We start from the raw sequence: 22,936 nt of genomic DNA on the forward strand, positions 1-22,936 counted from the left end.
TTGTCTGGAGTGACCTCCATGGAAGCCATGAAACAGCAAAAGCGTGCGTCCGTCTCGGCGATGCTCGATCCCAAGATCGTCGTGCCCGCGATCCGCGCATCCGTCACCAAGCTCAATCCGCGCTTGATGATCAAGAACCCCGTGATGTTCGTCGTCGAGATCGTGGCCGCCCTGACCACCGTGATCTTCCTGCGCGACCTCGTCACCGGCGGGGCAAATCTCGGCTTCACCTTCCAGATCATCGTCTGGCTCTGGTTCACTGTGCTGTTCGCCAACTTCGCCGAAGCGGTGGCCGAAGGGCGCGGCAAGGCCCAGGCCGACTCGCTGCGCAAGACCCGCACCGAGAGCCAGGCCAAGCTCCTGACCGGCTCGGGGCAGGATTTCAAGCTGGTGCCGGGCACGAGCCTGAAGGTCGGCGATGTCGTGCTGGTCGAGGCGGGCGATACCATCCCCTCCGACGGCGAGGTGATCGAGGGCGTCGCGTCCGTCAACGAGGCCGCCATCACCGGCGAATCCGCGCCCGTGATCCGCGAGTCCGGCGGCGATCGCTCGGCAGTGACAGGCGGCACACAGGTTCTGTCCGACTGGATCCGAGTCCGCATCACCGCGGCGCAAGGCTCGACCTTCATCGACCGCATGATCAAGCTGGTCGAGGGCGCCGAGCGGGCCAAGACGCCGAACGAGATCGCGCTCAACATCCTGCTCGCCGGCCTCACCATTATCTTCGTGTTCGCCACCGTCACCATTCCGAGCTACGCCGCCTATGCCGGCGGCTCGATCTCGGTGATCGTGCTGGTCGCGCTGTTCGTGACGCTGATCCCGACCACGATCGGCGCGCTGCTGTCGGCAATCGGCATCGCCGGCATGGACCGCCTGGTGCGCTTCAATGTGCTGGCGGTGTCCGGCCGCGCCGTCGAGGCCGCCGGTGACGTCGACACGCTGCTGCTCGACAAGACCGGCACCATCACGCTCGGTAACCGGCAGGCGACCGCTTTCCGCCCCGTGCGCGGCGTGACCGAGCAGGAGCTGGCGGATGCCGCCCAGCTGGCCTCGCTCGCCGACGAGACGCCGGAGGGGCGTTCCATCGTCGTGCTCGCCAAGGAAAAATACGGCATTCGCGGCCGCGAGATGGCGGAGCTTGGCGCAACCTTCTTTCCGTTCACGGCGCAGACCCGCATGAGCGGTGTCGATGCCGGCGGCTCGTCGGTGCGCAAGGGCGCGGTCGATGCCATGCTCAACTACATCGGCGGAGGCGCTCCGACCGCAGTCGCGTCCGGCAACACGGCGCGGGCGATACAGCCTGCTGCCCTGTCCGAGCTCGGCCGCGAGATCCAGGCCATTGCCGACGACGTGTCGAAGTCCGGCGGCACGCCGCTGGCCGTCGCCAAGGACGGCAGGCTGCTCGGCATCGTCCAGCTCAAGGACATCGTCAAGGGCGGCATCCGTGAGCGCTTCGCCGAGCTGCGTCGCATGGGCATCCGTACCGTCATGATCACCGGCGACAACCCGATGACGGCGGCCGCAATCGCCGCGGAAGCCGGCGTCGACGACTTTCTGGCGCAGGCAACCCCGGAGGACAAGCTCAAGCTGATCCGCGACGAGCAGGCCAAGGGCAAGCTGGTGGCAATGTGCGGCGACGGCACCAACGACGCGCCGGCGCTCGCCCAGGCCGATGTCGGTGTTGCCATGAACACCGGCACCCAGGCCGCGCGCGAGGCCGGCAACATGGTCGATCTCGACTCCAACCCGACCAAGCTGATCGAGGTGGTGGAGATCGGCAAGCAGCTCTTGATGACGCGCGGTGCGCTCACGACGTTCTCGATCGCCAACGACGTCGCCAAGTATTTCGCGATCATCCCGGCGATGTTCCTGGCGTTCTACCCGCAGCTCGGCGTGCTCAACGTCATGAACCTGTCGAGCCCGCAGAGCGCCATCCTGTCGGCGATCATCTTCAACGCGCTCATCATCATCGGCTTGATTCCGCTGGCGCTCAAGGGCGTCGCCTATCGTGCGGTCGGTGCCGGCGCGCTGCTTCGGCGTAACCTCCTCATCTACGGCCTTGGCGGCATCGTCATTCCCTTCGTCGGCATCAAGGCGATCGATCTCGTGGTCGTTGCCTTGCACCTGGCCTAACCCCGTCATTGCGAGCGAAGCGACGAAGCAATCCAGAACGTCTCCAAGGAAAGATCCTGGATTGCTTCGCTTCGCTCGCAATGACGACGTAACTGGAGACCCAACATGCTCAGAGAAGTCCGCCCCGCCATCGTCCTGTTGCTCGTGCTCACCGCCATCACGGGCTTGGCCTATCCGCTCGCCATGACCGGCATCGCCGGCGCGATCTTCCCCGCCAAGGCGCAAGGCAGCCTAATCGAGAAGGACGGCAAGGTGGTCGGCTCCGCCCTGATCGGGCAGGAGTTCAAGGACGACAAATATTTCCACGGCCGCCCCTCGGCGACGCTGGCGCCGGACCCCAATGATTCCACAAAGACGGTCCCCGCGCCCTACAACGCCGCCAATTCGGGCGGCTCCAATCTCGGTCCGACCAGCAAGGCACTGGCCGATCGGCTGAAGGAGGATGTGGACAGGCTGAAAACCGAGAACCCGAACGCAGCGGTCCCGGTCGATCTGGTCACGACCTCGGCCAGCGGTCTCGATCCCGACATTTCGCCGGAAGCGGCGCAATTCCAGGTGCCCCGTGTGGCCAAAGCGCGGAATATGTCGGAGGATTCGCTGAAGCAGCTCGTCGCCTCCAACACCGAGGGTCGTCTGTTCGGCCTGCTCGGCGAACCCAGGGTTAACGTTCTTGCGCTGAACCTCGCACTGGATCGTGCATCCGCGAAGTAGCGCTCTAGGCTCGGAATATCAGGACGATTATATTGGGCTGATGGTTCAGCAGCGCCGCGATCCCGAACAACGTCCGTCGCCGGAGGCGCTGCTGGAAGCCGCGCGCCGGGAGGAGAGCGCGAGCGGCAAGCTGAAGATCTTCGTCGGCGCCGCTCCCGGCGTCGGCAAGACCTACGAGATGCTGCAGAGCGCCCACGCCAAGCGCAAGGCCGGCGTCGACGTCGTGGTCGGTTTCGTCGAGACCCATGGCCGCGCGGAAACCGAAGCGCTGGTGCGAGGGCTCGAGGTCGTCCCGCGCAAGCGGCTCGATTACTGCGGCCAAATCGTCGAGGAGATGGACCTCGATGCCGTGATCGCGCGACGGCCGAAGATCGCTCTGGTCGACGAGCTCGCCCACACCAACGCTGCCGGCAGTCGTCATCCCAAGCGCTATCTCGACGTCGAAGAGCTGCTGTCCCACGGCATCGACGTCTACACCGCCGTCAACATCCAGCACATCGAGAGCCTGAATGACGTGGTCGCCCAGATCACGCATGTCCGCGTGCGCGAGACTGTGCCTGACTCGATCTTCGACCGCGCCGATGCCATCGAGCTGATCGACCTCACGCCGGACGATCTGATCCAGCGCCTCCGTGAAGGCAAGGTCTACGTCCCCAAACAGGCAGAGCGGGCGCTGGAGCACTACTTCTCGCCCGGCAACCTCACTGCGCTGCGCGAGCTGGCGCTGCGGCGCACGGCCGAGCGGGTCGACGAGCAGCTGCTCAACCACATGCAGGCCAACGCCATCGCCGGTCCCTGGGCTGCGGGCGAGCGCATCCTCGTCTGTGTCAGCGAGGATCCGCGCGCGGCCGGGCTGGTGCGGTATACGAAGCGGCTGGCCGACCGGCTCCACGCGCCGTTCACCGCGCTCTCGATCGAGACGCGGCGCTCGCTGCAGCTCTCGGACAAGGAGCGCGACCGGCTCGCCGATACGCTGCGGCTCGCCGAATCGCTCGGAGGCGAGGCGCTGACAATTCCGGCGGTCGGCCGCCGCATCGCCGACGACGTCATCAACTTCGCGCAAGGCAACAACGTCACCCAGATCGTGATCGGCAAGTCGAGCCGCTCACGCTGGTTCGAGATGACCCGCGGCTCGGTCGTGCACGACCTGGTTCGCCGCGCCGGCAACATCACTGTCCATGTCATCGCCGGTAACGAGCTGCCCGACGAGGCCGCGGCCGGGAGCGCGGTGCAAACCGCCGTGCGGGCCGAGCCGTTTGATCCGCTGCCTTACTTGAAGGCGCTCGGGATCGTGTTGATCGGTCTCGGCGCCGCCGAATTGATCCAGCCCCATTTCGGCATCGAGAATGTCGATCTCGTGCTGCTGACGTCCGTCGTGGCGGTTGCCGTCCGGTACGGCCTGTGGCCGTCGTTGCTGGCGACCGTGGCGGCGTCGCTCTGCTACAATTTTTTCTTCATCCCGCCGATCTACACTTTCACGATCACCGATCCGACCAACGTCGCCGCCTTCGTCCTGTTCACGGTGGTCGCCATGCTGGTCTCCAATGTCGCAGCGCGCGTGCGTACTCAGGCCGACACCGCGATCGGCCGGATCAGGATGACCGAGCAGCTCTATGCCTTCAGCCGCAAGCTTGCCGGTACCGCGACGCTCGACGACGTGCTGTGGGCGACGGCCTATCAGATCGCGTTGATGCTGAAGGTCCGCGTGGTGCTGCTGCTGCCGGAGGACGGACTTTTGACGGTGAAGTCAGGCTATCCGCCGGAGGACCAGCTCGATCAGGCCGACCTTGCCGCCGCCAACTGGGCCTGGAGCAATGATCGTTCCGCCGGTCGCGGCGCAGATACGCTGCCGGGCGCAAAGCGGCTGTTCCTGCCGATGCGCACCGGGCGTGGTCCGATCGGCGTGATCGGCATCGACAACGATCGCACCGGCCCGTTGCTGACGCCGGATCAGCGCCGGCTGCTGGACGCCCTGGTGGATCAGGGCGCACTTGCGATCGAGCGCGTGCTGCTGGTCGAGGACATGGACCGCGTCAAGCGCACCGTCGAATCCGAGCGGCTGCGTTCTGCGCTCCTGACCTCGATCTCGCATGATCTGAAGACGCCGCTCGCTTCGGTGCTGGGCGCGGCCTCGACCATGCGCGATCTTGCCGGCGCGCTGTCCGACACCGAGAAGCGCGACCTGCTCGGCACCGTCATCGACGAGTCCGAGCGGCTCAACCGCTTCATCGCCAATCTCCTCGACATGACCAAGCTCGAGTCCGGCGCCATCGTGCCCAATACGGCGCTGCACGATCTCGGCGAGATCGTCGGCAGCGCGCTGCGGCGCGCTTCGAAAATCCTCACCGCTCACAAGGTAGAGCTGGTGCTGGCAGCCGATCTGCCGATGCTCGAGCTCGACGCCGTGCTGTTCGAGCAGGTGCTGTTCAACCTGCTGGACAATGCCGCGAAATATTCGCCGCTCGACACGACTGTCGCGATCAGGAGCCGGCGCGAGCGCGACCAGGTGGTGCTTGATGTCGTCGACGAAGGCGCCGGCATCCCACCCGACGAGCTCGAGAGCGTGTTCGACAAGTTCTACCGAGTCCAAAAGGGCGATCACGTCCGTCCTGGCACCGGACTTGGACTCGCCATTTCCCGCGGCTTCGTCGAGGCGATGGGGGGCACGATCTCAGCCGCCAATCGCAGTGACCGCAGCGGCGCGATCCTCACCATCCGTCTGCCTGTGCCGGCGCAGACCCACGCATTGGATACCGCCGCATGAGCGCCGCCCCGATCAAGGTCCTGGTGATCGACGACGAGCCGCCGATCCGCAAATTGCTGCGGATGGGGCTGTCGACGCAGGGCTACGAGATATTGGAGGCCTCGAACGGCAGAGGCGCGCTGGAGAAGCTCACGGAACAGCCGGCGCTGATCATCCTGGATCTCGGCCTGCCGGATATCCAGGGCCACGAACTGCTGCGGACCATCCGCGCGCGCAACGAGAGCGTGCCCATCGTGGTGCTGTCGAGCCGCGGCGACGAGGCCGGAAAGGTGCAGGCGCTCGATCTCGGTGCCGACGATTATCTGACCAAGCCATTCGGCATGGACGAACTGCTGGCACGCCTGCGCGCCGCGCTGCGCCATCAGCTTCAGGTGCAGGGCGAGCGCCCGGTGTTCCGCACCGGCGATCTCTCGGTCGATCTCGTGCGCCGCATCGTCAAGCTCGGCGAGCGCGAGATCAGGCTGTCGCCGAAGGAATATGATCTGCTGCGCGTGCTGGTTCAGCACGCCGGCAAGGTGCTGACCCACAGATTCCTGCTCAAGGAGCTCTGGGACGAGCTGACCGACGCACAATACTTGCGCGTCTATGTTCGCCAGCTGCGCCAGAAGATCGAGGCCGACCCGGAACGGCCGCAATATGTGCTGACCGAGACGGGAATCGGGTACCGGTTGAAGGCGGCGGATTAGTTTCAATGGTCATTCCGGGGCGCGCGCCAGCGCGAGCCCGGAATCCATTTCTCCGCTCAGCATGCGTGGCATGATGGATTCCGGGCTCGATGCTTCGCATCGCCCCGGAATGACGACTACCCTGCCTTGCGATGCCGAGCCGTCGAGCGGTGCGCCTTCTTCGCAGCTTGCCGCCGCCCCGTCGCACGTCTGGCATGGGACCTCGTCGCCGTCTTCTTTCCGCCGCGGCCCTTCAGGCTCTGCTTCAGTGCATCCATCAGGCTGACCACGTTGCTCGGCCGCTCTTCCGGCTCGGGCAGCTCGATGGTCTTGCCGCTCGCCTTGCGTTTCACCAGCGCCTTCAGCGCGGTCTCGTACTCGTCCTTGAACTTGCTCGGATCGAAATGCGCTGCCTTGGTGTGCAGGATGTGGCCGGCGAGATCGACCATGTCCCTGGTGATCTTCGGGCTCTTGATGTCGTCGAAGAACTGGTCCTCGTCGCGCAGCTCATACGGAAAGCGCAAGGTGGTGCCGAGCAGACCCTTGCCGAGCGGCTCGATGGCGATGATGTGCTCGCGATTGGTGAGCACGATCTTGGCGAGCGCCACGCGGTCCTGATCCTTCATGGCGTCGCGGATCACCGCGAAGGCGTCGACGGCCGCCTTGCCGTCGGGCGCGATGTAATAGGGGTGGTTGAGATAGCGCTGGTCGATCTCTTCGCTCGGCACGAAGCTCTCGATGTCGATGGTGTGGTTGCTCTCGATCTGGACCGCCTCGAGCTCCTCGGGCTCGATCTCGACATATTTGCCCTTGCGCAGCTCGTAGCCGCGGCCTTTCTGATCGCTCTCGACCACCTCGCCCGTCTCCGAATCGATCATCTGCTGCTTGAGCCGGTTCCCGGTCTCGCGGTTGATCAGGTGAAACCGCGTCTTCTCGGCCGCGGTGGTCGCGGGATAGAGCACGACCGGGCAGCTCACCAGCGACAGCTTCAACGTTCCCTTCCAATAGGCGCGCGGAGCCATTCCATTCTCCAGTGATTCCAAGGCCTTTCAGGAACTCCAACCGGGCTCCGGGGTTTTGGTTCCGGGTGGGACTTTGGCCGTGATAGGCTGAAAGCTGAAAGAGAAGCGGGACCGGTCGTGCTGCAGAAACTCTCCACTTACCGAAAGAAGCGTGACTTCGAGAAAACGCCCGAGCCGTCGGGCAAGACCGCTGTGGCGCCGTCGAAGCAGCGGCGCTTCGTGATCCAGAAGCATGATGCGACCCGGCTGCATTACGATCTCCGTCTCGAATTCGACGGCGTGTTCAAGTCGTGGGCCGTGACGAAAGGGCCCTCGCTCGATCCGCACGACAAGCGGCTGGCGGTCGAGGTCGAGGATCACCCGCTCGACTATGGCGATTTCGAAGGCACGATTCCGGAAGGCCAATATGGCGGCGGCACCGTGATGCTGTGGGACCGCGGCACCTGGGAGGCGGAGGATCCGGAAGCCGGCTTCAGGAAAGGCGATCTCAAGTTCACGCTGCACGGCGACAAGCTGCATGGCAGCTGGGTGCTGGTGCGCATGCGCAACCGCGGCGGCGAGAAGCGAACCAATTGGCTCTTGATCAAGCACCGCGACGAATATGCCAGCGAGGACCAAGACATCCTCGGCGAGGACAAGTCGGTCGCCTCCGGCCGTGCGATGGAGCAGATCGCCGAAGGCAAGGGGCGTGCGCCCAAGCCGTTCATGCTGGCGAAGGGCACGGGCAAGGCTGACGCGGTCTGGCAGTCCAATCGCGCCGAGGAGACGAAGGGCCGCACGGTCAAGCCCGCGCCGCGCGCGGCCTTGAAGGCCCGAAAGTCGGGAAAGAAAACGACGACGGCCACGAGTGCCAAGAAGGTCTCGGAGATGCCGGATTTCGTCGCGCCGCAGCTTTGCACCTCGGTCGAGCGGCCGCCGGCCGGTGAAGGCTGGTGCCACGAGATCAAGTTCGACGGCTATCGCGTGCAGCTCCGGGTCGAGGATGGCGAGGCGACGCTGAAGACGCGCAAGGGCCTCGATTGGACCGACAAGTTTGCGAGCATCGCGAAGGAGGCCGGCGCACTGCCGGACGCGATGATCGACGGCGAGATCGTCGCGCTCGATCACAACGGCGCGCCGAATTTCTCCTCGCTTCAGGCCGCGCTGTCGGACGGCAAGACCGAGGACCTCATCTTCTTTGCGTTCGATCTGCTGTTTGCCGAGGGACAGGACTGCCGCCGTCTGCCGCTCGGCGAGCGCAAGGCACGACTGAAGGAATTGCTGGAAGCGCGCAAGCGCAAGTCGGTGCAGATCCGCTATGTCGAGCATTTCGAGAGCGGCGGCGACGCGGTGCTGCAATCGGCCTGCAAGCTCGAGCTCGAAGGCGTGGTGTCGAAGAAGCTGGATGCTCCCTACCGATCGGGGCGCACCGAAAGCTGGACCAAAGCGAAATGCCGCGCCGGTCATGAGGTCGTGATCGGCGGCTACAAGACCACCAATGGCAAATTCCGCTCCTTGATGGCCGGCGTGCATCGCGGCGACCATCTCGCTTTCGTCGGCATGGTCGGCACCGGCTTTGGTGCCGACAAGGTCAAGCGGATCATGCCGTCGCTGAAGGCGATGGAAGCCAAGGAGAGTCCCTTCGGCGGCAAGAATGCGCCGAAGAAAGCCCGCGAGGTGCATTGGCTGAAGCCCGAGCTCGTCGCCGAGATCGAATTCGCCGGCTTTACCGCCGACGGTAACATCCGCCAGGCCGCGTTCAAGGGCCTGCGCCAGGACAAGCCGGCCGAGGAGGTCGAAGCCGAGACGCCCGTCGATACCGAGCTCGCCGAACCTTCGACGGGGCGGGCGAAGCCCGCCGCAAAAGCCAAATCCGCTCGCTCGGCGAAACAGCCAGGTGGAACCGCGGAGGTGATGGGCGTCGTCATCTCCAAGCCGGACAAGGAGCTGTGGCCTGACGATGGAGAAGGTTCTCCGGTCACCAAGCTCGATCTTGCGCGTTATCTCGAGGCCGTCGGCGACTGGATGATCGTCCACCTCAAGGGCCGGCCGTGCTCGTTGATCCGTGCGCCTGACGGCATCAAGGGCGAGTGCTTCTTCCAGCGCCACGCCATGCAGGGCACCTCGAACCTGCTCGAGCTCGCAAGAGTCTCCGGCGATCGCAAGCCCTACCTGCAGATCGACCGGATCGAAGGGCTCGCGGCCGTCGCGCAGATCGGCGGGGTCGAGCTGCACCCCTGGAATTGCGCACCTTATGCCTATGACACGCCGGGGCGGCTGGTGTTCGATCTGGACCCGGCGCCGGATGTCGACTTCGCCGAGGTCGTGCAGGCGGCCAAGGAGATGCGGCAGCGTCTGACCGATCTCGGCATGGAGAGCTTCTGCAAGACCACGGGCGGCAAGGGCCTTCACGTCGTGGTGCCGCTGCTTCACGGCGCGCGCGACAAGGTGACCTGGAAAGAGGCCAAGGCGTTCGCGCAAGGCGTCTGCCAGTGGATGGCCGACGACGATCCCGAGCGCTATCTGCTCAACATGTCCAAGAAGCTGCGCAAGGGAAAGATCTTCCTCGATTATCTGCGCAATGACCGGATGTCGACGGCGGTGGCCCCGCTGTCGCCGCGCGCGCGCGCCGGCGCCACGGTCTCGATGCCGCTGACCTGGGCGCAGGTGAAGAGCGATCTCGATCCGAAGAAATATACGCTGCGCACGGTGCCCGGCCTGTTGCCACGGTCGAAGGCCTGGGAGGGCTATGACGACGCGGCCGCCTCGATCAAGGCGGCGGTGAAGAAGCTCGCGGGGAAAGTGAAGTAGATCTGCGCTCAGGCATAGCTACCGTAAGGGTGGGCAAAGCGGAGCGTGCCCACCAGCTTTTGTTCCAACGAAAAGGTGGGCACGGCGCTGACGCGCCTTTGCCCACCTTACGAGATCGTCGCAGTGTCGCTAGATCCGTCCCATCAACAGCAGGATCAGCAGAATGATGATGACGAGCCCGAGGCCGCCGCCGCCGTAATAGCCGGTGCCGTAGAACGGCCCGCCGCCGATGCCGCTGAAGCCGCCGAGCAGGGCGATGACCAAGATGATCAGAATGATCGTACCGATAGACATGCGAATCTCCTCCAGCCCTTTGTGAAAGGGTCGTTGCAACCTGTCCCGTGGTGCGGGGGCAACTTGCCGCACGTTTGTTAGTTCCGGGTTTGAAACAGTACGGCGGGCTCCAACGTGCATGGAACCTTTCTCCGTCCGCCCGGCATGACTATGTGAGATCAGTCACCACAGGGCGCCGCCATGTCAGCACCGCTTGTCGTTTCCATTCCGCATCGCCTCGGCCGAGAGGAGGCGGTTCGCCGGCTCAAGACCGGCCTCGGCCGCGCCGCCGCGAGCATTCCGTAATGCAGGTCGAGGAGGAGCGCTGGAACGGCGACTCTCTGGCCTTCCGCGTCCGCGCGCTCGGCCAGATCGCGAGCGGTCAGGTCGATGTCGCCGACGATCACGTCAAGGTGCAGGTGGTGCTGCCGTGGCTGCTACAGCGCTTTGCCGAGATGGCGCAGGCAGCAATCAAGAAGCGCGGGCAATTGCTGCTGACCAAGGACGAGGGAAAGTAGGTTTCAGGCGCTGAGGCGCTGCCGAGAGGGTTTGGCGGCGCTTGCCGTACGGGCTTCGATGATCGCGGCGGGAAAATCACGGAAGGCCTGCACGACGGGGAGCTGATTGCGCGCAAGACCAGGTGCGGTATAGCCGGTGATGTCGACGGTTGCGTCAAATCCTTCGAACGTGGGCCATTCGCGGCCCGCTTGGGTGAAGGCAGCGAACTGGCGTGCGACCACGACGATCGCCGCAGCGCGGCCGCGGCGGCGAGCGAAGGCGATGACATGATCGGCGTGCGCACCTTGGACGTCGAGCGGCTGGTAATCGCCCTGCGCAAAGATGTCGGGGAGTGCGTTCCGCAGCTTGAGCAGGCGTCGCGTCCAGGCCAGCTTGAGCCGGCCGTCGGGACGGGACTTGACCAGGTCATGCCAATCCGGATCGTCCAGCACGCCCAGCGCCGCCTCTCGCGCGGCAAAATCCACCGGGCGGCGGTTGTCGGGATCGACCAGCGACAAGTCCCAGAATTCGGTGCCTTGGTAGAAATCGGGCACCCCCGGCAGGGTCGCCTTCAGCGTGAGCTGGCTCAGCGAATTCAGCGCACCGAGCAGCGCGACGCGACGGGCAAGGGTCTGCAGCGCGTCCAGGAATTCGCCCGATAGCGTGGGATCGAGGATCTTCGCGATGAAGTCCTTGATGCCGCTTTCATAAGCTTCGTGCGGATTGAGCCAGCTCGTCTCCTCCTTGCCTTCCCGGGCTGCTTTCAGCGCATAGGCCTGGATGCGCTCGACGAAAGCGGCGTCCGGCCCCTCAGGCGGCCAGGCACCGAGCAGGGTCTGATAGAGCATGTATTCGAAGGTTGCTGATGGCGCGCGCAGATGGCCACGAAGCGCGAGGTGCGGCGCGTTCAGCACCTTCCAGCGTGCCACCGCGCTGGTCCATTCGCCGGGGATCTCGCTGAGCGCCGCGATGCGCGCGCGGGCGTCCTCGCCGCGCTTGGTGTCGTGGGTCGCGGTCGCCGTCATCCCCAGCGGCCATTCCCTGGCGCGGGCACGCATCGCCTCGTGGAAGGCGGGAATGGTGAGGCCCTTGCTCGCGGGATCGCCGCCGACCTCGTTGAGCGCCAGCAGCCGGTGGAATTGATAGAACGCAGTGTCCTCCAGCGACTTGGCCATGACAGGTCCGGTGAACTGCTGCACCTTCAGCGCGAAGCGGCGCACGCGCGGGGCGCTGTGCGGCGGCCGGCCGGGCTTGAGCAGGTCCATGGTCAGGGCATCGCGCAGGAAATCGAAAATGCCTTCGTCGGCCGCGAACCATTCGGCGCGGGCGCGCGCGATGGTGTCGTCGATCAGCTTGCGGTCGAGTGCCGTCGGGCCGCTGTGGGTCAGATAGGTGCGATAGACCGGGAAGTGCAGCACGTACAGTTCCAGCGCTTGCCGCAGGCTGTCGGCGGAGAAGTCGCGGGTCGAGTAATGCCCGTTGGCGATGCGTGCGAGCAGGCGCGTCAGCACGGTGAATTCGCTGGTCAAGAGCGTCTCCAGCACGCGCCTTTTGGCTTCCTTGACGTAGGGGGCGAGCCGCGGCGGCCGGTTGCTGATCTGCCGCCAGGTTTCGTCCAGCGCTTCCAGCCCCTTGGCATCGACCAGCACCTGGGTGATGGCATTCATCCATTCATAGCCGGTGGTGCCTTGAACGCCGGCGAAGTGCGGCAGCCGTTCGTGCTCGCACAGGATCTTCTCGATCACGGTGTAGAATGGTTTTGCGTTGCCCTGCGCGTCGCGCACCAGCCGGCGCAGCCGCTGGCAATATTGCGCGGGATCGCGCAAGCCGTCGATATGATCGAGGCGGATGCCTTGCAGCCTGCCCTCGCTGACGAGCTGCTTTACCAGCCGGTGCGTCGCGGCAAAGGTGCTCGCGTCCTCGACGCGCAGGCCGGCAAGGCCATTGACGTCGAAGAAGCGGCGATAATTGATGTCGCTCGAGGCAAGCCGCCAATGGCCGAGCTTGTAGTTCTGTCGCTCCAGCAGATGATGCAGCGCCAGCGTCTGCGCCGGGCGATCCTTGCCGGCGCGGTAAGCGGCGAGGCCGTGGCTGATGACGTCGGCCGCTTCAGCGATGTCCTTCAACTCGGTCTTGAAGGCGGGAGCTTCCTTGCGGTTGGGGCGCCGCAAGCCGGTGTAGCGCGCGGCGAGCGAGAGCAGGCGCCTGCCGGCTTCGGTCTCGGCGGCGTCTGCCTCCTTCACGATCATCCGCAGGATCTCGCCATAGCGCTCCGGCGCGATCGGCAGCCGATGTTCGAAATACCAGGCGGAAAAGCTGCCTTCGCCGGCATCGTAGCGCAACTGGATATCGCCGCCCTCCAGCGCCTCGCCATAGGAGACGCCGAGGATCGGCAGCAGCACGCCGCCGCGGGCGCGAAAGGCCAGCTGGTCCCAGTCGATATCGAAGGAGACTGCGTGCGGCGACGCCTGGCCCCATTCCAGCACGTCCAGCCACCAGGGATTGTCGGAAAAATGCACGCCGACATGGTTGGGCACGAAATCGATGATGAGGCCGAGGTCGTGACGCGCCAACGCTTCGCTCAGCCGCGCAAAGCCGGCTTCGCCGCCAAGCTCGGGATTGAACTGGCTGTGGTCGACCGTGTCGTAGCCGTGGGTCGAGCCCTTGCGCGCCTTCATCACCGGCGATGCGTAGAGATGGGTGATTCCCAGCGCCTTGAGGTAAGGCGCGACTGCGGCGGCCTCGTCGAAACCGAAATCCGCGGTGAGCTGAAGCCGGTAAGTCGCAAGAGGGATCGCCGAAGGCATATCAACCTCCGAGATGCCAGATCACCGACCAGGGTGGCAGCCGGTCGCCGGCCGCGGCGCCCCAGATCGGCGCGCCCGTCATGCTGTTGGAGTACGCAACATCCTTGTCCGAGAGGTTGGCAACGAGACGTAGCGTCGTGCCGCCACCCATGCGCCAATGCGCAGTGACGACGCCGTCGTCCGCCGCCTCGGCATTGCCGAACCGCGCGCCCTTCAGCCGCGGCATGATCTCGTTGCGGCGAACTGCGAGCAGCTCACGCACCAGCGCGAGGCGTGCATTCTGCTCCCGCGAGCGCCCCGTCCAATCGAGTACGGCTGATTGCGGCGTCGCCGGGTCGAGCGGGTCGGGCACATCGTCGCCGTACTTCTCGTAGGCCCAGGCATATTCCTGCTTGCGGCCCTTGCGCACGGCGTCGGCCAGTTCGCCCTGGAAATCGCAGAAGAACGGGAAGGGGACTTTCGAACCCCATTCCTCGCCCTGAAACAGCATCGGCACCATCGGTGCGAGCAGCATCACCGCGAGCGCGGCTTCGATCTGCTTCGGCGATGCCAGGCTCTCGAGCCGCTCGCCGAGCGGCCGATTGCCGATCTGGTCGTGGTTCTGCAGGAAGTTGACGAAGGTCGCCGGCGGCAGCTCGCCGCTCGGTTCGCCTCGCGGCTTCTTGCCCCAGAACTCCGAGATCTCGCCCTGATAGACGAAGCCGGAAGCGAGCGCGCGCGCCAGATCCATCCGCGGCGTCTGATAATCCGCGTAATAGCCGGCGTGCTCGCCGGTCAGCATGACGTGCCAGACGTGGTGGTAATCGTCGTTCCACTGCGCGCGGTATTTGCCGTTCGGCGGCTCCTGCGCGGCGTCGAGCAGGCTGGCGCAGTTGTCGCCGTTCTCCAGCACGAGATGGATGTGCCGTCCCGTGGCCTTGGCGAGCTCGCCCGCGGCAACGCTGAGGTCCTGCAGCATCGACTGCTCGCCGGGGACCGCCATGATGTGGTTGGCGGCATCGAGTCTCAAGCCGTCGAAGCGATAGTCGGTGAGCCAGGACAACGCGTTCTCGACCGCGAAGGCGCGGACCTGCGGCACCCGATAATCGATCGTGCTGCCCCAAGGAGTGTGCGCGTCGGTGAAGAAGCCTGGCGCGTAGCGGCCGAGGTAATTTCCTTCCGGTCCGAAGTGATTGTAGACGACGTCCAGGAACACCATCAGCCCGCGCAGATGGGCCTCGTCGATCAGCGTCTTCAGCTCTTCGGGTCGGCCATAGGCACTATCGGGCGCGTACCACAGCACGCCGTCATAGCCCCAGCCGCGGCGGCCGGCGAAATCGGCCAGCGGCATCAGCTCCAGCGCGGTGATTCCGGTCGCAACGAGATGATCGAGCTTGTCGATCATGGCGCGGTAGCTTCCTTCCGCGGTGAACGTGCCGACATGGGTCTCGATCAGCACCGTCTCTTCCCAGGGGCGGCCGCGCCAGTCCTTCGCGCGCCATGCGAAGGCATCGTGATCGATCACTTCGCTCGGGCCGAACACGTCCTCAGGCTGGAACGCCGAGGCGGGATCGGGCACGTCGATCTCGTCGTCGATCCTGAACTTGTAGGGACTGCCGACCGGCAGGCCGGCAATCTCGGCGACATACCAGCCATCCTGCCGGCGCTGCATAGCGTGTCGTCGTTCGAGTAGGAGATCGACCCGACGCGCACCGGGCGCCCATAGTCGGAACGACACGCCGTCCTTGGTCGGCTTCGCCCCGAACGATGGCCTCATAGCGCCCCCGCAAAGGCGAGCACGGAGCGCGGCGGCGCCTTGCTGTCGCTTCCCGGCAGGAAATCGACGCTGTTCAGCTTGGCATCCGTCGTGTTCAGGATCTGCTGCCAGCTCTTGTATTCGGGCATTTTGGGCAATTTGAATGCGATCTCTTCGGGGGCGGCGTTCAGTACGATAAAGATCGCCGCGCTGCCCGGTTCCATCGGTCCCATCACATAAGAGAGGAACCGCCCGTCCGGAAATGTCCAGTCGCTCTCAGTCATCTCGTTGCCTTCGGGCGTCAGCCACAGCGCGCCATACGAAATGCCGTCCTTCGGCCGGCCGTCGAGCCAGCGATGGCTGCGCAATTGCGAGAAGCGGTGGCGAATGTCGGCGAGACCGGAGACGAAATCGACCATGTCGTCGCCGCTCTTGCCGAGATTGTCCCAGGAGACCCAGCCGATCTCATTGTCCTGGCAATAGGCATTGTTGTTGCCGGATTGCGAATTGCCGACTTCGTCGCCGGCGAGGATCAGCGGAATGCCCTGTGCCAGCATCAGACAGGCCAGCACGTTCTTGCGCAGCTGGCGGCGCAGGCCGAGAATGTTGGGATCGTCGGTCGGCCCCTCGACGCCGCAATTGTTGCTGTGGTTGTCGTTGGAGCCGTCGCGATTGTCCTCGCCGTTCGCCTCGTTGTGCTTCTCGTTGTAGCTGAAGAGATCGGCGAGCGTGAATCCGTCATGCACGGTGATGTGGTTGATGCTGGCGCGCGGCCGCCGTCCGTCGTGGTTGAACAGATCGGAGGACGCCGTCATGCGGCTGGAGATATCGCCGATCAGGCTGCCTTCGCCGCTCCAGTAGCGGCGCATGGCGCTGCGATAGCGGTCGTTCCACTCCGACCATTGCGAGGGGAAGGCGCCGACCTGATAGCCGCCGAGCCCGAGATCCCAGGGCTCCGCGACCAGCTTGACGGTCGCCAGCACCGGATCCTGCCGGATCGCCGTGAGAAACGAGATGCCGCGATCGAAGCCGTTCGGGCCGCGCGCGAGCGTGGTGGCGAGGTCGAAACGGAAGCCGTCGACATGGCAGACCTCGACCCAGTAGCGTAACGAATCCATCACCATCTGCAGCACGCGCGGGTGGGTCAGGTTCACCGAGGAGCCGCAGCCGGTGAAGTCGTCGTAGTAGCGCGGGTTCTCGCGGTTCAGCCAGTAATAGGAGGCGTTGTCGATGCCGCGATAGCACAGCGTCGGTCCGAGATGGTTGCCCTCGGCGGTGTGGTTGTAGACAACGTCGAGCATGACTTCGATGCCCGCGTCGTGCAGGCGCGCGACCGTGGTGCGAAAGGAATCGAGCGCATTGTCCTGGGCGTAGCGCGGCTCGGGCGCGAAAAATGACAGGGTGTTGTAGCCCCAGTAATTGGCGAGCTTCTTCTCGACCAGGATGCGGTCGTCGACGAAGCTGTGGATCGGCAGCAGCTCGATCGTGGTGACGCCGAGCTTCTTCAAATGCTCGATCATCGCCGGCGACGACAGGCCGCCATAGGTGCCGCGCAAATTCGGCGGCACGTCGTCGCGCTTCTGCGTCAGGCCCTTGACGTGGGCCTCGTAGATGATGGTGTCTTCCCAGGGGATGTTGGGGCGGATCTCGCGCCGGCCCCAGTTGAAGGTCTCGTCGACCACGACGGCCTTGGGCATGCCGCGCGCATTGTCGCGCCGGTCGAACGACAGATCTTCGCGCGCCGACCCGGTCCGGTAGGCGAAATGCGCGTCGCTCCACACCAGCCGGCCTGCGAGGCGCTTCGCGTAGGGGTCGAGCAGCAGCTTGTTGGCATTGAAGCGGTGGCCGTGCTCGGGCTCGTAGGGGCCGTGCACGCGATAGCCGTAGAGCTGGCCCGGCGAGACGTCGTTGAGATAGCCATGCCACACGTCCTCGGTGCGCTCCGGCAGCTCGATGCGTTCGAGCTCGCGGCGTCCTTGGGTGTCGAACAGGCACAGCTCGACCTTCTGTGCATTGGCGGAGAACAGCGCAAAGTTGGTGCCGCGGCCGTCCCAGCTTGCACCGAGGCGTGCGGACGATCCAGCAGTCAGGCGCATTGGTCAGCTTTCTGGAACGAGGAAGATCGCGGCGAGCGGTGGAACCGTGAGGCGAAGCTCGGGCGCCTTACCGGCAACGGTCTGAACCTCGCCGATGTTCCCGACATTGGTGCCGCCATAATGGGCGGAGTCCGAATTGAACACCTCTTTCCACTTGCCGGCAAAGGGCACGGGGACGCGGTAGTTGCGATAGACGTTCGGCGAGAAGTTGACGACCACGAGACACCGCGCGTGCTCGTCAAAGCCCTTGCGCAGCCAGGCGAACACGTTGCGGTTGGCATCATCAGTAATCAGCCATTCGAAGCCGGCCTGGTCGCAATCCATCTGGTGCAGCGCCGGCACCGCGCGATAGATCCGGTTGAGGTCGCGGACCAGCGCCTGGATGCCCTGATGGTACTTGTATTCGAGCAGGTGCCAGTCGAGCGACTGGTCGTGATTCCATTCGCGGCTCTGCGCGATCTCGCCGCCCATGAACAGCAGCTTCTTGCCGGGATGGCCGAACATGAAGCTGTAATAGGCGCGCAAATTGGCGAAGCGTTGCCATTCGTCGCCGGGCATGCGGCCGAAGATCGAGCGCTTGCCGTGCACGACCTCGTCATGCGACAGCGGCAGGATGAAATTCTCCGAGAAGGCGTAGTGCAGGCCGAACAGGATCTCGCCGTGGTGGTATTTGCGGTGGATCGGATCCTTGCTGATGTAGTTCAACGTGTCGTGCATCCAGCCCATGTTCCACTTGTAGCCGAAGCCGAGCCCGCCGAACTCCACCGGACGCGAGACCTGCGGCCACGCAGTTGATTCCTCAGCCGCCGTGGTCGCCTGCGGAAAACGCGCGAACAGTTCGGTGTTGAAGCGGCGCAGGAAATTGATCGCTTCGATGTTCTCGCGGCCGCCATACTGGTTCGGAATCCAGGCGCCGGGCGGGCGGCTGTAGTCGAGGTACAGCATGGACGCGACCGCATCGACGCGCAGGCCGTCGATGGCGTAGCGCTCCAGCCAGAACAGCGCATTCGACACCAGGAAATTGGTCACTTCGGTGCGGCCGTAATTGTAGATCAGCGTGCCCCAGTCGAGGTGGCGGCCCTGGAGCGGGTTGGCGTGCTCGTAGAGCGAGGTGCCGTCGAAGCTGCCGAGCCCGTGCGGGTCGTCGGGGAAATGGCCGGGTACCCAGTCGAGCAGCACGCCGATGCCTTCGCGATGGCAGGCATCGATCAGTGCGGCGAAATCCTCCGGCGAGCCGAAGCGGCTGGTCGGCGCATAGAGCCCGGTCGGCTGATAACCCCAGGAGCCGTCGAACGGATGCTCGCTGACTGGCAGGAATTCGAGATGGGTGAAGCCCATGTCGCGCGCATAGGCCGGCAGCTGCTCGGCGAGCTCGCGATAGGTCAGCCATTCGTTGCCGTCCTTGCGCCGCCACGAGCCGAGATGGACTTCGTAGATCGACATCGGCGCCGACAGCGCGTTGATGCCGTCAGGCGCGGGCCGCGGCCGCGGCAAGTGCGCCTCGTCGAACACGATGGAGGCTGTCTTCGGCCGCAGCTCGCTCGCAAACGCCAGGGGATCGGATTTCAGCGGCAGCAGATGGCCGTGCGGCCCGATGATTTCGAACTTGTAGTGATCGCCCGGCTTGGCGTTCGGGATGAACAATTCCCAATAGCCGGCGCCGCGCACCCGCATAGGGTGACGCCGCCCGTCCCAGAAATTGAAATCGCCGACCACCGAGACGCGTCGCGCATTCGGCGCCAGCACCACGAAGCCGATGCCGTCGACGCCTTCGAGCCGCATCGGATGCGCACCGAGCTTGTCGTAGATGCGCTGATGGGTGCCTTCGCCGAGCAAATAGAGGTCGAAATCGGTCAGGATGGTCGGAAAGCGGTAGGCGTCCTCGAACTCGACGACGTTGTCGCCGAACTTTGCGCGGAGCTGATAGTGCTTCGAGCCATTCGGCAGCGCGCCGATGAACAGGCCCGAATCGTGGACGCGGTCGAGCCTGGCGATCTCGCCATGCTCGCCGACCGCCTCGACGTTGGTGGCGTCGGGCAGGAACGCGCGCACCACGCTCTTGTCTCCCTCGGGATGCAGCCCGAGATAGTGGAACGGGTCGGAGTGGCGGCCCTCGATGATCGCATAGGCTTCGGCAGGCAATTTAGGCATGGGCTTCGCTCGCGGCACTGGACAGAATGCGAAGCAGGCCGGTCAGCGGCGCGTGGAGCCCCTCAGGCCGGTGGGACAGCTCGTACTCTACCTCGTCGAACGCTTGATCAAGCAGGAAGAACCTTAACATGCTTTCCGCGAAATGGTTCTCTTCCGGCCAGAGCCGCCGGTCGGTCATGGCCTCGCGGTAGGCGGACAGGAAGGTCGCCGTGGCATGCTCGCGCCATTCGTCGAGCGCGGCAGTGAGCCGGCCCTGTTCGTCATTCCCGCCCGCGAGCGCCCGGGTGAGCGCCGCGTTAACCGAAAGATCAATCGAGCGGATCAGGCCGGCGACGTCGCGGGCGGCGGGCAGCCTGCGCCGCTTGTCGGCCAGCGCCAGATGTGGATCGCCGTCGAAGTCGATGATGAAGATGTCATCCTTCACGATCAGAGTCTGCCCGAGACGGAAGTCGCCATGATGACGGATGTTCAACCCGCCGATCTCGGATGGCAAGAGCGCGTTGACATGGTCCGGTAAGGTCGTGCGCAACGCGACGAGTCTGTCGACCAGCGGACGGTCGGCTTCGCGCAGGCCGTCCCTGCTATCGGCGAGCCGGCGGAGAACACGCTCCGCACGCGCCTTGAGATCGCTCGTCCAGCGTTTGATGTCGGCGGGGCCGACCGGTTCAGGGGCCAGGTCGGCGGATGTTGCGGCGGCGAGCGCCATGTGCAACTCGGCGAGCCGGCGGCCGATCTGGGCCATGAAGTGCAGATAGGGCGCCTGCCCCTGGGTCTCGCGATGGGTTTCACCGGCCGGGAGCACCCGCTGCTCGTCGATATAGCGGTCGAGATAGCCCGTGGTGACGGTCCAGCCGTCCCCCTGGTTCTCGACATAGGCATGCAGCACGCCGAGCGCGCTGCTCCTGTCGCCCTCGACCAGCTCGACGCTGCCGAGCAGCGCCGGTGTATTGGGGAAGCGCGCGACCTCGGTGAGATAGCGACCGATCTCGATCTCAGGGTTGGCACCGCTTTCGAGCCGGCGATAGATCTTGGCGACATATTGGTTGTCGACCAGCGCGGTGCTGTTCGACTGCTCGACCGCCCGGATGCGCGCGGGCTCCTTCACGGTGTAGTCGGCGAAGCAGCTGGTGGGCTTGAACTCGAGCCGCAGATTGTTCTCTTCCACCACCAGGTTCTGCGACAAGCCTCGCAGGAAAAGCCCGATGAAGATCTGGTCGGTCGCGACGTCGAGCAGCGTGCCTTCGCGGGCGCCCTGGCGCACGGCGGCGAGTGCCTTCGGGTTGAAGCGCTCGCGGTCGAAACGCACCCACTCGATCTGCATCGGCAGCACGTAGCGCGTTGCGTCGTCCTGCCCCGTCTCGAAAAACGCGATCCAGGGCCTGTTGTCGCCGATGTCGCTGAAGGGCACCGCTGACGTCAGCGTAGCCTTGATGTGCTTGGGATTGTGCTCGGGATACCAGCGCGCCCGTGACAGGAATCCGGGCAGCACGTCGCGCTCGAACACGCCGCGCTCGCGAGCAAGCGAGACCCAGTTCGAATTCACCGGCACCACCAGCGTCTCGAATTCCGGCACCGCGCGCGGCACGACCGGCTCGGACTTGTCGCGCTCCTGGAGCTGGAACCAGTAGAAGCCGTAAGGGCCCAGCGTAATCATGTAGGGCAGTTCGCCGATCGCCGGAAACCGCGTGCGTCCCAGCATCTCCTGCGGGATGCGATCCTTCCACGGCGACAGATCGAGCTCGGTCGCCTGCGCCGCGCGCGACAGGTTGGCCACGCAGAGAATCACTTCGTCGCGATATTGCCGGACATAGGCGAGGACGGCGCGGTTTGCTGGGCGAATGAAGGTCATGGTGCCGCGGCCGAACGCCAGGGTCGACTTGCGCACCGAGATCAGCCGCTTGGTGGCGCTGAGCAGCGACGACAGGCTGCGCGACTGCGCTTCCACGTTGACGGAATCGTAGCCGTAGACCGGATCCATGATCGGCGGCGCGTAGAGGCGGGCGGGATCGGCGCGGGAGAAGCCGCCATTGCGGTCCGGGCTCCATTGCATCGGCGTGCGTACGCCGTTGCGATCGCCGAGATAGATGTTGTCACCCATCCCGATCTCGTCGCCGTAATAGATGATCGGCGTGCCCGGGAATGACAGCAGCAGCGAGTTCATCAATTCGATCTTGCGCCGGTCATTGTCCATCAGTGGCGCGAGCCGCCGGCGGATGCCGACATTGATGCGGGCGCGCGGGTCGTTGGCGTAAGTGGTCCAGAGATAGTCGCGCTCGACGTCGGTGACCATCTCCAGCGTCAGCTCGTCATGGTTGCGCAGGAACAACGCCCATTGGCAGCTTGCGGGGATATCAGGCGTCTGGCGCAGGATGTCGGTGATCGGAAAGCGGTCCTCCTGCGCGATTGCCATGTAGATGCGCGGCATGAGCGGAAAATGATAGGCCATGTGGCACTCGTCGCCGCGGCCGAAATATTCCTGCACGTCCTCGGGCCATTGATTGGCCTCGGCCAGCAATAGCTTGCCCTTGGAATAGGCGTCCAATTCCTGGCGCAGGCGCTTGATGATCGCATGCGTCTCGGGGAGATTCTCGTTCGAGGTGCCCTCGCGCTCGCAGAGATAGGGAATCGCATCCAGCCGGAAGCCGTCGACACCGGCATCCAGCCAGCGCTTCATCACCTGGATGATGGCGCTGACGACGCGCGGATTGTCGAAATTGAGATCGGGCTGATGCGAGAAGAAGCGGTGCCAGTAGAACGCGCCGGCCTCGGGATCCCAGGTCCAGTTCGACTTCTCGGTGTCGGTGAAGATGATGCGCGTGCCCTGGTATTTCTGGTCGGTGTCGCTCCAGACATACCAGTTGCGGGCGCTCGAGCCGGGATGGCTGCGGCGCGCGCGTTTGAACCATTTGTGCTGGTCCGAAGTGTGGTTGACCACGAGCTCGGTGATGACCCGCAAGCCCCGCTTCTGCGCCTCCTGGATGAAGCGCTTGAAGTCCTTCATCGTCCCGAAATCGGGATTGATCGAACCGTAGTCCGCGATGTCGTAGCCGTCGTCGCGGCCGGGCGAGGGATAGAACGGCAGCAGCCACAGGGCGGTGACGCCGAGATCCTGGAGATAGGGGAGTTTCTCGGTCAGCCCGGCAAAATCGCCGATGCCGTCATTGTTGCTGTCGGCGAAGGCCTTGACGTGGAGCTGGTAGATGATGGCGTCCTTGTACCAGAGCTCATCCACGATCTCGGCAGCCTCAGCCTTCTTGGTGTCGACGGAAGACAGAACATTCATGGCGTGAC

At 64.8% G+C, this 22,936-nt stretch carries 12 protein-coding genes and 1 pseudogene; 6 read left to right on the forward strand and 7 right to left on the reverse strand.

Going from position 1 to position 22,936, the window contains the following annotated elements:
- Positions 1–18: 18 nt before the first annotated feature.
- The 4 genes from kdpB (at position 19) to X265_RS09285 (ending at position 6,294) form a co-directional block, all read left to right on the forward strand.
- A complete protein-coding gene (kdpB, locus tag X265_RS09270) occupies positions 19–2,133 on the forward strand; it encodes a potassium-transporting ATPase subunit KdpB (protein WP_128964541.1) in 2,115 nt (704 codons plus the stop codon).
- A 105-nt stretch (positions 2,134–2,238) separates the two neighbouring features.
- Entirely contained in the window at positions 2,239–2,844 is a 606-nt protein-coding gene (locus X265_RS09275; RefSeq protein WP_128964542.1) for a K(+)-transporting ATPase subunit C, read from the forward strand.
- A gap of 40 nt (positions 2,845–2,884) precedes the next feature.
- Positions 2,885–5,608, forward strand: a complete 2,724-nt coding sequence (locus X265_RS09280; protein ID WP_128964543.1) for a sensor histidine kinase — start codon at positions 2,885–2,887, stop codon at positions 5,606–5,608.
- Positions 5,605–6,294 carry a response regulator gene (locus X265_RS09285; RefSeq protein ID WP_128964544.1) on the forward strand — a complete coding sequence of 230 codons (690 nt, stop codon included), beginning with the start codon at positions 5,605–5,607 and terminating at the stop codon, positions 6,292–6,294. Before X265_RS09280 ends, X265_RS09285 begins: the two co-directional genes overlap by 4 nt.
- Before the next feature lie 116 nt (positions 6,295–6,410).
- Here the strand turns inward: X265_RS09285 and ku are convergent, their stop codons facing one another.
- Positions 6,411–7,295, reverse strand: a complete 885-nt coding sequence (gene ku, locus X265_RS09290) for a non-homologous end joining protein Ku (protein ID WP_128964545.1) — start codon at positions 7,293–7,295, stop codon at positions 6,411–6,413.
- Between the two features lie 117 nt (positions 7,296–7,412).
- On the opposite strand from ku, the gene ligD reads away from it, so the two are divergent.
- Entirely contained in the window at positions 7,413–10,085 is a 2,673-nt protein-coding gene (gene ligD / locus X265_RS09295; protein ID WP_128964546.1) for a DNA ligase D, read from the forward strand.
- 129 nt (positions 10,086–10,214) lie between these two features.
- Here the strand turns inward: ligD and X265_RS09300 are convergent, their stop codons facing one another.
- Entirely contained in the window at positions 10,215–10,379 is a 165-nt protein-coding gene (locus X265_RS09300; protein ID WP_084298933.1) for a DUF3309 family protein, read from the reverse strand.
- A gap of 180 nt (positions 10,380–10,559) precedes the next feature.
- Here X265_RS09300 and X265_RS09305 point away from each other — a divergent pair.
- A pseudogene (locus X265_RS09305) lies at positions 10,560–10,876 on the forward strand (polyhydroxyalkanoic acid system family protein).
- Positions 10,877–10,879: 3 nt separating this feature from the next.
- Here X265_RS09305 and treY read toward each other — a convergent pair.
- From treY to treS, 5 genes are read right to left on the reverse strand one after another with little or no spacing between them, the layout of a single operon-like run.
- Entirely contained in the window at positions 10,880–13,663 is a 2,784-nt protein-coding gene (treY, locus tag X265_RS09310) for a malto-oligosyltrehalose synthase (RefSeq protein ID WP_128964547.1), read from the reverse strand.
- Between the two features lies 1 nt (position 13,664).
- The gene (treZ, locus tag X265_RS09315; protein WP_128964548.1) at positions 13,665–15,419 is read right to left on the reverse strand and encodes a malto-oligosyltrehalose trehalohydrolase; all 1,755 of its coding nucleotides are present in this window, start codon (positions 15,417–15,419) and stop codon (positions 13,665–13,667) included.
- Entirely contained in the window at positions 15,416–17,494 is a 2,079-nt protein-coding gene (gene glgX / locus X265_RS09320) for a glycogen debranching protein GlgX (protein WP_128964549.1), read from the reverse strand. The genes treZ and glgX overlap by 4 nt, the downstream gene beginning before the upstream one ends.
- 3 nt (positions 17,495–17,497) lie before the next feature.
- Entirely contained in the window at positions 17,498–19,645 is a 2,148-nt protein-coding gene (glgB, locus tag X265_RS09325) for a 1,4-alpha-glucan branching protein GlgB (RefSeq protein WP_164938487.1), read from the reverse strand.
- Positions 19,638–22,928: a maltose alpha-D-glucosyltransferase gene (gene treS / locus X265_RS09330; protein WP_128964551.1), complete on the reverse strand. Its 3,291-nt coding sequence runs from the start codon at positions 22,926–22,928 to the stop codon at positions 19,638–19,640. The genes glgB and treS overlap by 8 nt, the downstream gene beginning before the upstream one ends.
- Positions 22,929–22,936: the final 8 nt, after the last annotated feature.

Origin of the sequence: Bradyrhizobium guangdongense (assembly GCF_004114975.1) — a bacterium.
Taxonomy (GTDB): Bacteria; Pseudomonadota; Alphaproteobacteria; order Rhizobiales; family Xanthobacteraceae; genus Bradyrhizobium; species Bradyrhizobium guangdongense.